The organism is Variovorax boronicumulans NBRC 103145, assembly GCF_001591345.1.
Taxonomy (GTDB): domain Bacteria; phylum Pseudomonadota; class Gammaproteobacteria; order Burkholderiales; family Burkholderiaceae_C; genus Variovorax; species Variovorax boronicumulans.
Genome location: NZ_BCUS01000040.1, coordinates 43,005 through 51,049, shown reverse-complemented (window position 1 = coordinate 51,049; position 8,045 = coordinate 43,005). Strand labels below are relative to the sequence as shown.

Genomic DNA, 8,045 nt, shown 5'->3' with positions numbered 1-8,045 from the left:
GCCACGCCCGTGCGCGCACCGCGGGCGAGACCGACTGGGCCCGCATCGCGGCGCTGTACGACGCGCTGGCCGCGCTGTCGCCGTCGCCCATCGTCGAGCTGAACCGCGCGGTCGCGCTGTCGATGGCCTTCGGGCCGGCGGCTGGGCTGGAGGTGGTCGATGCGCTGCAGGACGAGCCCGCGCTGAAGGGCTACCACCTGCTGCCGACCGTGCGCGGCGACCTGCTCTTCAAGCTGGGCCGCCGCGACGAGGCGCGCCGGGAGTTCCAGCGCGCCGCCTCGCTCACGCGCAACACGCGCGAGCAGGCGCTGCTGCGGGCGCGCGCCGAGGCCTGCGGCGACAAGCCTTAGCGGACGGGCGCCGACGTGCTCGCGGAAGGCGAGCCCGGCAACCCGAACTGGTGCCACGCGCGGCGCAGCTGCGTGTCCGAGCCGAAGCCCGACAGCTCGGCCGCCCGCGTCACGCTGGCGCCCGAGGCCAGCGCCAGTTGCGCGGCGGCCAGCCGCAGCCGGCGCAGGTAGGCCAGCGGCGCCACGCCCGCGTGCTCGACGAACAGCCGCGTCAGGTGCCGCGCCGAGGTGTGGGCGACCTCGGCCATGCGCGGCACGCTCCAGTCGGCCTGCGGTTGTTCGCTGACCGCGTCCTGCACCCGGTGCAGCGCCGCGTGCAGGTGGTTGCGGTAAGCGAGAAAGGGCGACAGCTCCGGGTCGTGCGGGCCGCGCCGCAGCGCCACCACCATCGCCTGCGCCACCTGGGCCGCCAGCGCCTCGCCGCAGGTGTCGGCGATGCGGTGCAGCATCAGGTCGATGCCCGTCGTGACGCCCGCGCTGCTGTAGACCGGCGGGTCGATCACGAACACGCGGTTGCTCACCACCTCGCAGCGCGGCTCCACGGCGCGCAGCTCGTCCAGGTGATGGTGGTGCGTGGTGACGCGCCGGCCCGCGAGCGCGCCCGCGTGCGCCGCGAGCAGGGCGCCCGCGCAGACCGTCACCAGCTCGACGCCGCCGCGCGTGAAGCGCTGGCCGCGCAGCCAGTGCAGCAGGTCCTGCGCCTCGGGGGTGTCGGTCGCGATGGTGTCGCCCGGCAGGCCGACCAGCACCACCCAGCCCGGGCCGTCCCACTGCGTCGGCAATGGCGACAGCCCCGACAGCGCGACGCCGACCGAGCCTCTCATGCTGGGCCGCGGCCCAGCGAATTCGATGATGAAGCGCTCGGGCTGGCCCGCCGCGCGCAGCCGCTGGTTGGCGATGCGCAGCGCCTCGGCCGGCCCGGCCCAGTCGAGCACCAGGCTGTCGGGGAGCAGCACGAAAACTACGCGGACAGGGGCTCGTTGCGGGTCCATGCGTAGTCCATCTGGTGCGCGGTGCGCTCGGCCAGGTCGCGTCCGGCCAGGCGTTCGACCAAGTGCAGGCTCATGTCGATGCCCGCGCTGATGCCGGCCGAGCTGACGATGCGGCCGGTGTCGACCCAGCGCACGCCGTCGCGTACGTCGAGCTGCGGGAATTGGGCGCGCAGGTCGGCGAGGTCTTCCCAGTGCGTGGTGACCGCCTCGCGCGTCACGACGCCGCTTTGCGCGAGCAGGAAGACGCCGGTGCAGACCGAGGCGACGAGCTGCGCGCTGGCCGCGCACCGGGCGATCCAGCGCAGGGTGTCGGGGCTCGCCATCGGCGCATCGACCACGCCGCCGGGGACGACCAGCACGTCGGCGGTGGCGGCGGCATCGGCCAGCGTGTGGTCGGCGAGCAGCCGCAGGCCGGCCCGCGCCTGCACCGGTTCTCCGGCGCGGGTGTGGGCGACCGAGGCGACCTCGAACGGCGCGGGCGCACCCGGCTGCAGGCGCTGGTGGACGCGGACAGCGGTGGTGAAGACCTCGAAGGGGCCGGCGAAATCGAGCGCTTCGACGCCGTCGTAGGCCAGGATGCGCACGCGCAGCGGGGTCATGCGGCTGCGCCTTCCGTGGCGCGCTCAAGCGCCTGTGCCACGCTGCAGACCGTGGCGAAGCGCCCGTCCAGCACAGTCGCCGTGCGCGCCTTGATGTCGGCGGCCGACAGCGGCCGGCCGTCGGGCTGCACCATGTCGAAGGTGAGGGTGGCGTCGGTCACGTAGTCGACCTCCCAGCCCAGGTCCGAGGCGTGGCGCGTGGTGGTTTCGCAGCACTGTTCGGTGCGGATGCCGCTCACGATCAGGCGGCGGATGCCGTGCTGCGTGAGCCACACATCGAGCCCGCTGTTGACCAGCGCGCTGTGGCGGTGCTTGGTGAAGGTGGCGGCCGCCTCGAAAGGCGCGAGGCCGTCGATCGGTCGCACATGGCCCGATTCGAGCGCGAAGGGGTTGGCCGGGGATGGCGGCGCATCGATGTGGAAAACACGCACCACCGGCAGTCCGGCCGCCACGGCGCCGGCGATCAGCGCGTTCTGGGCCTCGAGGTAGGGCGCGAGCAGGGCCGCGTTCCAGTACGGGCGGTGGCGGAACGACTCCTGGGCGTCGATCACAATCAGACAGGTGGTCATGGCGGAGGCGGGCAAGGCAAAGTGGATGATGCCGCCTATTCTTGGACGCCGCCAGCGCTTCGTCCGCGCCGAAGCGGACCGGAACCGATCAGATCAGGACATTGCCCGGTCGCTAGACCAGGCCGCCTGCGTGCAGTTCTTTTTTCAGGTACGCGTAGTACAGGGGCGCCGCCACCAGCCCGGCGGGGCCGAACACCGCCTCGGCCACGAACATCACCGACAGCAGCTCCCACACGCGCATCTGCGTGCGTGCACCGACCACCTTGGCGTTGATCACGTACTCGGCCTTGTGGATCAGGATCAGGAAGCCCAGGCAGGCCGCGGCCGTGACCGGCGACACCGACAGCGCCACCAGCGTGATCACCGAGTTGCAGACCAGGTTGCCCACGATCGGCACCAGCCCGGCCACGAAGGTCAGCGTGATGAGGGCGGGCGTGTAGGGCAGCTCGAGGCCCCACAGCGGCATCAGGAACAGCAGGAAGATCGCGGTCAGCAGCGTGTTGAAGGCGGCGATCCAGAACTGCGCCGCGACGATCTGGCCGAAGGCCTCGCCGAAGGTGGTGATGCGCTGGAACATCTGCTGCGCCAGCGGCCGGCGCTGGGCCGGCGCCGGCGCCACGGCGGCCAGCGCGCCGATGATCAGGCCCACGTAGGCGAACAGCAGCCCGCCCAGCCAGGCGCGCCCGGCCATGGCGAGCGAGCCGGCCTGCGTGCGCAGGTAGTTGGCGACGATGCGCTGCACCTCGGCCGCGCCCTCGGGCAGGTAGACGGCGATGTCGGCCGGCAGCTTGGAGCGCAGTTCGAGCACCGTGCGGGCCGTGTAGTCGAGCAGTTCGCGGTACTGGTCGGGCGCATCGAGCACGTACTCGCGCGCCTGCGAGAACCCCAGCGTGACCAGGCCGATCGGGCCCAGCAGCACCAGCGTGACCGCCACCACCCGGGCCAGGCTGCCGGCGGTGGAACGCAGGGGCTTCAGGCGCGACAGCCAGCCGCCCAGCAGCCGGGCGAACCAGCGTGCGACCAGGAAGCCGATGCACACGCACAGCAGCCCCGGCAGCAGGTGCTGCCACATCACGAGCATCAGCCCCGCGAGCATCAGCAGGTAGCTGGCCAGTACCACGTGGCGGGAGGCGGCGGCCGGGGGCGGGGCGGCGAGGGTGGCGTCGGGCAGCGGCGTGGCCATCCGGGGTGCGGGGCGTGCGGTGAGGAAGAGAAAAAAGAACGGGCGCGCGATCAGGCGACGACCACGGCCGCGCCGTCGCCGCGCTCGGCGATCACGCCGATCTCGTGCACCGACTCACCGGCGGCGCGCAGCGTGGCGGCGCAGGCGGCGGCTTCGGCCGCATCGATCACCACGACCATGCCGATGCCGTTGTTGAAGGTGCGGTTCATCTCGATGTCGTCGATGCCGGCCACCTTCTGCAGCCAGGCGAACAACTCGGTCTGGGGCCAGCTGCCCTTCTTCAGGTGGGCGGCGGTGCCTTCGGGCAGCACGCGCGGGATGTTCTCGAGCAGGCCGCCACCGGTGATGTGGGCCAGGGCCTTGATCGGGTGCTTGCCCAGCGCCTCGAGCACGGGCTTCACGTACAGGTGGGTGGGTTCCATCACGGCTTCGCGGAAGGGCTTGCCGTCCAGGGTGGCGGGCAAATCGGCGCCGGCGCGCTCGATCACCTTGCGCACGAGGCTGAAACCGTTGGAATGCACGCCGGCCGAGGCCAGGCCCAGCACCACGTCACCGGGCTTGACGTTCTGGCCCGTGAGGATCTTCGACTTTTCGACCGCGCCGACCGCAAAACCGGCCAGGTCGTATTCGCCGGCCGGGTACATGCCGGGCATTTCGGCGGTTTCGCCGCCGATGAGGGCGCAACCCGAGATTTCGCAGCCGCGGGCGATGCCGCCGACCACGGCCGCGGCCGTGTCCACGTCGAGCTTGCCGCAGGCGAAGTAATCCAGGAAGAACAGGGGCTCGGCGCCTTGCACCAGCACGTCGTTGACGCTCATGGCCACGAGGTCGATGCCGACCGTGTCGTGCATGTTCCATTCGAAGGCCAGCTTGAGCTTGGTGCCCACGCCGTCGGTGCCGCTCACCAGCACGGGTTCCTTGTAGCGCTTGGGCACTTCGAACAGCGCGCCGAAGCCGCCGATGCCGGCCAGCACGCCTTCGCGCATGGTTTTCTTCGCCAGCGGCTTGATGCGGTCGACCAGGGCGTCGCCTGCGTCGATATCGACACCGGCGTCCTTGTAGCTGAGCGGGGTGGGCGTGGAGGAGGTCATGGGCGGGCGGTGTCGAGAAGAAGGAGCGAAAAGGTTCGCGAAGCGGCGAGGAAGGTCGGGCAGGGGAGGCGCCGGCGACCGAGGCGGCCGGGCCGATAGAATTCCTCACGATTTTAAGGGCCCTCCGGGCCCCCTCCATGAACCTTCCCGGGATGAAACAGCTCGCGCTCGATATCGGCATTGCGACGGGCCCCAGCTTCGACGCCTTTTTTGCCGGCCCCAACGAGGCGGCGCTGCGACACCTGCAAGTGTGGGTCGGCGGCGCCGATGGCAGCCCCGCGCTGCACTCGCCGGTGCCGACTTACCTCTGGGGCGACAGCGGCAGTGGCAAGACCCACCTGCTCGAATCCGTGCGTGTCGCACTGGCCGAGCAGGGCGCCAGCGTGGGCTGGCTGCACGCCGGCCTGCTGGAGCCGCCCGAGTTCGACGAGCGCTGGGGCGCCGTCCTGCTCGACGACGTCCACCTCTACACCGCGGTGCAGCAGCACGCGGCCTTCAACTGGTTCGTCAACGCCCAGACCCTGCAGCGCGGCGTGGTCGCCGCCGGCGCCTTGCCGCCGGCCGACCTGCCGCTGCGCGAAGACCTGCGCACCCGCCTCGGCTGGGGCCATGTCTTCCATCTGCAGGTGCTGAGTGAAAGCGAACGCCGCGCGGTGCTGCGCCAGGCGGCCGACGCGCGCGGCGTGATGCTGTCCGACGACGTGCTCGACTTCATGCTGCACCGCTTCAGCCGCGACCTGGGCAGCCTGATGGAGCTGCTGTCGCAGTTGGACGGCTACGCCCTGCAGACCCAACGCGCGATCACCATTCCGCTGATCCGCTCCATGCTCGAAAACGAATAGACAGATAAGAAGAAGCGCCTGCTCCTCCTCGAAAAACAACCAATGATCAAGAAATTCATCGACAAGCTGCTCGGCAAGTCCGCCGGGGGCACGCAGGGCAAGAGCCGCTTCGGCAAGCGCCAGGAGGTGCCGGCAGAGGTTCACAAGATCGATCCCGCCCTGGTCGACGAACGCGCGAAGAACGTGGTCACCACGCTGCAGCAGGCCGGCTACGAGGCCTACGTGGTGGGTGGCGCGGTGCGCGACCTGCTGCTGGGCCTGCGCCCGAAGGACTTCGACGTGGCCACCAACGCCACGCCCGAGCAGGTCAAGTCGCTGTTCCGCCGCGCCTTCATCATCGGCCGCCGCTTTCGCATCGTGCACGTGGTGTACGGGCGTGGCCGCGAGCACGAGGTGATCGAGGTCTCGACCTTCCGCGCCTACATGGACAGCGCCGCCGCCGAGCAGGTGGCCGGCAACGAGCGCACCAGCAAGGGCGAACTCGCGAGCATGAAGCACGCCGTGGACGCCAGCGGCCGCGTGCTGCGCGACAACGTCTGGGGCCCGCAGGAAGAAGACGCGGCGCGCCGCGACTTCACCGTCAACGCCATGTACTACGACCCGGCCAACCAGGTCGTGGTCGACTATCACAACGGCATCAAGGACGCCCAGAAGCTCACGCTGCGCATGATCGGCGACCCGGTCACGCGCTACCGCGAAGACCCGGTGCGCATCATTCGCGCCATCCGCTTCTCGGCCAAGCTGGCCGCGCTCGGTTTCAAGATGGAAGCCAAGACCGCCGCGCCACTCATCGAGTCGAGCAAGCTGCTGGCCGATGTGCCGCAAAGCCGCATGTTCGACGAGATGCTCAAGCTGCTGCAGACCGGCCACGCCATCGCCACGGTCGAGCAGCTGCGCAAGCTGGGGCTCGCCACCGGCATCTATCCGCTGCTCGACGTGGTGGTGGAGCGCGCCGACCAGCCCTTCGTGAAGGCCGCCCTGCAGGACACCGACCGCCGTGTCGGCGAAGGCAAGCCCGTGGCGCCCAGCTTCCTGCTGGCCTGCGTGCTGTGGGCCGACGTGCGTGATGGCTGGGCCCAGCGCCAGGAAGGCCGCCACGGCCAGCGCCCGCAGCCGCCGTTCCCGGCGCTGCAGGACGCCATCGATGACGTGTTCAATTCGCGCATCGGCGATGTGTCCGGCCGCGGCAAGCTGGCCGCCGACATGCGCGAGATCTGGATGATGCAGCCGCGCTTCGACAAGCGCACCGGCTCCACGCCCTACAGCCTGGTCGAGCAGGCGCGCTTCCGCGCGGCCTTCGACTTCATGCGCCTGCGTGCCGACGTGGGCGAGGTCGGTGAAGCCATCGCCGAGTGGTGGCAGGAGTTCAGCACCGCCGACGACCTGCGCCGCCAGGACCTGCTCGAACAGGTCCGCGAAGAACAGAAGGTGCGCCAGCGCGTGCGCCTGCGCGACCCGGCCGCTGCGCCCAAGCCGCGCAGCGAGCAGCCGGCGCGCCAGAAACAGGCCGCGACCGAATCGGACGACGGCGACAGACCCGACATCGAGGCCGACGCCGTGCCGCCGGACGGCGAAGCCGCCGCGCCGCGCAAGCGCAAGCGCCGGCGCAAGCCGCGCCCCGTGGGTAGCGGTAGCGGTGGTGGTGGCGGCAGCGAGGGCGGCGGGAGCGCCGCAGGCGAATGAGCACGCCCGACCGGCCGAAGGACGGCAAGAAGAGCGCCCCGGCTGCCAAGGCAGCCAAGGGGGGCAAGCCCGCGCCGCGCGCCGCAGGCAAGCCGCCATCGGCCGGCAGCAAGAGCGGCCCGCCCGCACGCCGCGCGCCTTCGCGTCCACGCGGTCCGCGCGAGGACTACCCGACCGTGCAGGCCTTCGTCGCCATTGGCGCCAACCTGGGCGATGCCGAGGCGACTGTGAAGGAGGCCATGGCCGCCATCGGCGCGCTGCAGCGCACCCAGGTCACGGCCCGCTCGTCGCTGTACCGCAGTGCACCGGTCGATGCCGAAGGCCCCGACTTCATCAATGCCGTGGTGGCCGTGCGCACCGGGCTCGACGCGGAGCAGCTGCTCATCGCGCTGCAGCGCCTGGAGACGCTGGCCGGCCGCGAGCGGCCCTTTCCCAATGCGCCGCGCACGCTCGATCTCGACCTGCTGATGCACGGCAATTCGGTGATCGAAAGCCCCACGCTGACCTTGCCGCACCCGCGCATGCGCGAGCGCGCCTTCGTGCTCAAGCCGCTGGCCGAGATCGCGCCCGACAAGGTGCCGCGCGCCGCGCTGGCACGCGTGACCGGCCAGGTCATCCAGAAAATCCGCTGACTCTCGGGGCTGCCGGCATGCGGCTGTCCCTGCCCGATCTCGCCGGCGTTGCCGCGTGCGTGCGGCTGGTCGTGGCACTGCGGCTGCCGGCCTGAGCGAGCCTG

General features: G+C 71.0%; 8 protein-coding genes and 1 pseudogene. 4 read left to right on the top strand and 5 right to left on the bottom strand.

Annotated features, from left to right (window positions below; all coding sequences use genetic code 11):
• A pseudogene (locus VBO01S_RS13935) lies at positions 1 to 350 on the top strand (RNA polymerase subunit sigma-24); the annotation flags it as partial.
• Here the strand turns inward: VBO01S_RS13935 and VBO01S_RS13930 are convergent.
• From VBO01S_RS13930 to purM, 5 genes are all read right to left on the bottom strand, one after another.
• Positions 347 to 1,342, bottom strand: coding sequence for a GlxA family transcriptional regulator (locus VBO01S_RS13930; protein WP_062475101.1), 996 nt, complete (start codon positions 1,340 to 1,342; stop codon positions 347 to 349). The pseudogene VBO01S_RS13935 and the gene VBO01S_RS13930 sit on opposite strands and share 4 nt — an antisense overlap.
• Entirely contained in the window at positions 1,312 to 1,941 is a 630-nt protein-coding gene (locus tag VBO01S_RS13925) for a DJ-1/PfpI family protein (RefSeq protein WP_062475098.1), read from the bottom strand. Before VBO01S_RS13925 ends, VBO01S_RS13930 begins: the two co-directional genes overlap by 31 nt.
• Positions 1,938 to 2,510, bottom strand: coding sequence for an isochorismatase family protein (locus VBO01S_RS13920; protein ID WP_062475121.1), 573 nt, complete (start codon positions 2,508 to 2,510; stop codon positions 1,938 to 1,940). The genes VBO01S_RS13925 and VBO01S_RS13920 overlap by 4 nt, the downstream gene beginning before the upstream one ends.
• Before the next feature lie 112 nt (positions 2,511 to 2,622).
• Complete coding sequence (locus VBO01S_RS13915; RefSeq protein ID WP_062475095.1) at positions 2,623 to 3,693, bottom strand: AI-2E family transporter; 1,071 nt, start codon at positions 3,691 to 3,693, stop codon at positions 2,623 to 2,625.
• A 50-nt stretch (positions 3,694 to 3,743) separates the two neighbouring features.
• Positions 3,744 to 4,784 (bottom strand): phosphoribosylformylglycinamidine cyclo-ligase, encoded by a 1,041-nt coding sequence (gene purM / locus VBO01S_RS13910; protein ID WP_062475090.1) that lies wholly within the window; start codon positions 4,782 to 4,784, stop codon positions 3,744 to 3,746.
• Positions 4,785 to 4,936: 152 nt separating this feature from the next.
• Between purM and hda the strand changes: the two genes are divergently transcribed.
• The 3 genes from hda to folK are packed head-to-tail and all read left to right on the top strand — an operon-like array spanning position 4,937 to position 7,941.
• Positions 4,937 to 5,626: a DnaA regulatory inactivator Hda gene (hda, locus tag VBO01S_RS13905; protein WP_056571899.1), complete on the top strand. Its 690-nt coding sequence runs from the start codon at positions 4,937 to 4,939 to the stop codon at positions 5,624 to 5,626.
• A 42-nt stretch (positions 5,627 to 5,668) separates the two neighbouring features.
• On the top strand, positions 5,669 to 7,309 hold the full coding sequence (gene pcnB / locus VBO01S_RS13900) for a polynucleotide adenylyltransferase PcnB (protein ID WP_062475087.1): 1,641 nt from the start codon (positions 5,669 to 5,671) through the stop codon (positions 7,307 to 7,309).
• Positions 7,306 to 7,941 (top strand): 2-amino-4-hydroxy-6-hydroxymethyldihydropteridine diphosphokinase, encoded by a 636-nt coding sequence (gene folK, locus VBO01S_RS13895; protein WP_082818128.1) that lies wholly within the window; start codon positions 7,306 to 7,308, stop codon positions 7,939 to 7,941. The genes pcnB and folK overlap by 4 nt, the downstream gene beginning before the upstream one ends.
• The last annotated feature ends 104 nt before the right edge of the window (positions 7,942 to 8,045 follow it).

What these genes read in the sequence shown, in the direction of transcription:
- VBO01S_RS13930 (WP_062475101.1), bottom strand. Translation starts at nt 1,342, where the DNA reads ATGGACCCGCAACGAGCCCCTGTCCGCGTAGTTTTCGTGCTGCTCCCC.
- VBO01S_RS13925 (WP_062475098.1), bottom strand. Translation starts at nt 1,941, where the DNA reads ATGACCCCGCTGCGCGTGCGCATCCTGGCCTACGACGGCGTCGAAGCG.
- VBO01S_RS13920 (WP_062475121.1), bottom strand. Translation starts at nt 2,510, where the DNA reads ATGACCACCTGTCTGATTGTGATCGACGCCCAGGAGTCGTTCCGCCAC.
- VBO01S_RS13915 (WP_062475095.1), bottom strand. Translation starts at nt 3,693, where the DNA reads ATGGCCACGCCGCTGCCCGACGCCACCCTCGCCGCCCCGCCCCCGGCC.
- purM (WP_062475090.1), bottom strand. Translation starts at nt 4,784, where the DNA reads ATGACCTCCTCCACGCCCACCCCGCTCAGCTACAAGGACGCCGGTGTC.
- hda (WP_056571899.1), top strand. Translation starts at nt 4,937, where the DNA reads ATGAAACAGCTCGCGCTCGATATCGGCATTGCGACGGGCCCCAGCTTC.
- pcnB (WP_062475087.1), top strand. Translation starts at nt 5,669, where the DNA reads ATGATCAAGAAATTCATCGACAAGCTGCTCGGCAAGTCCGCCGGGGGC.
- folK (WP_082818128.1), top strand. Translation starts at nt 7,306, where the DNA reads ATGAGCACGCCCGACCGGCCGAAGGACGGCAAGAAGAGCGCCCCGGCT.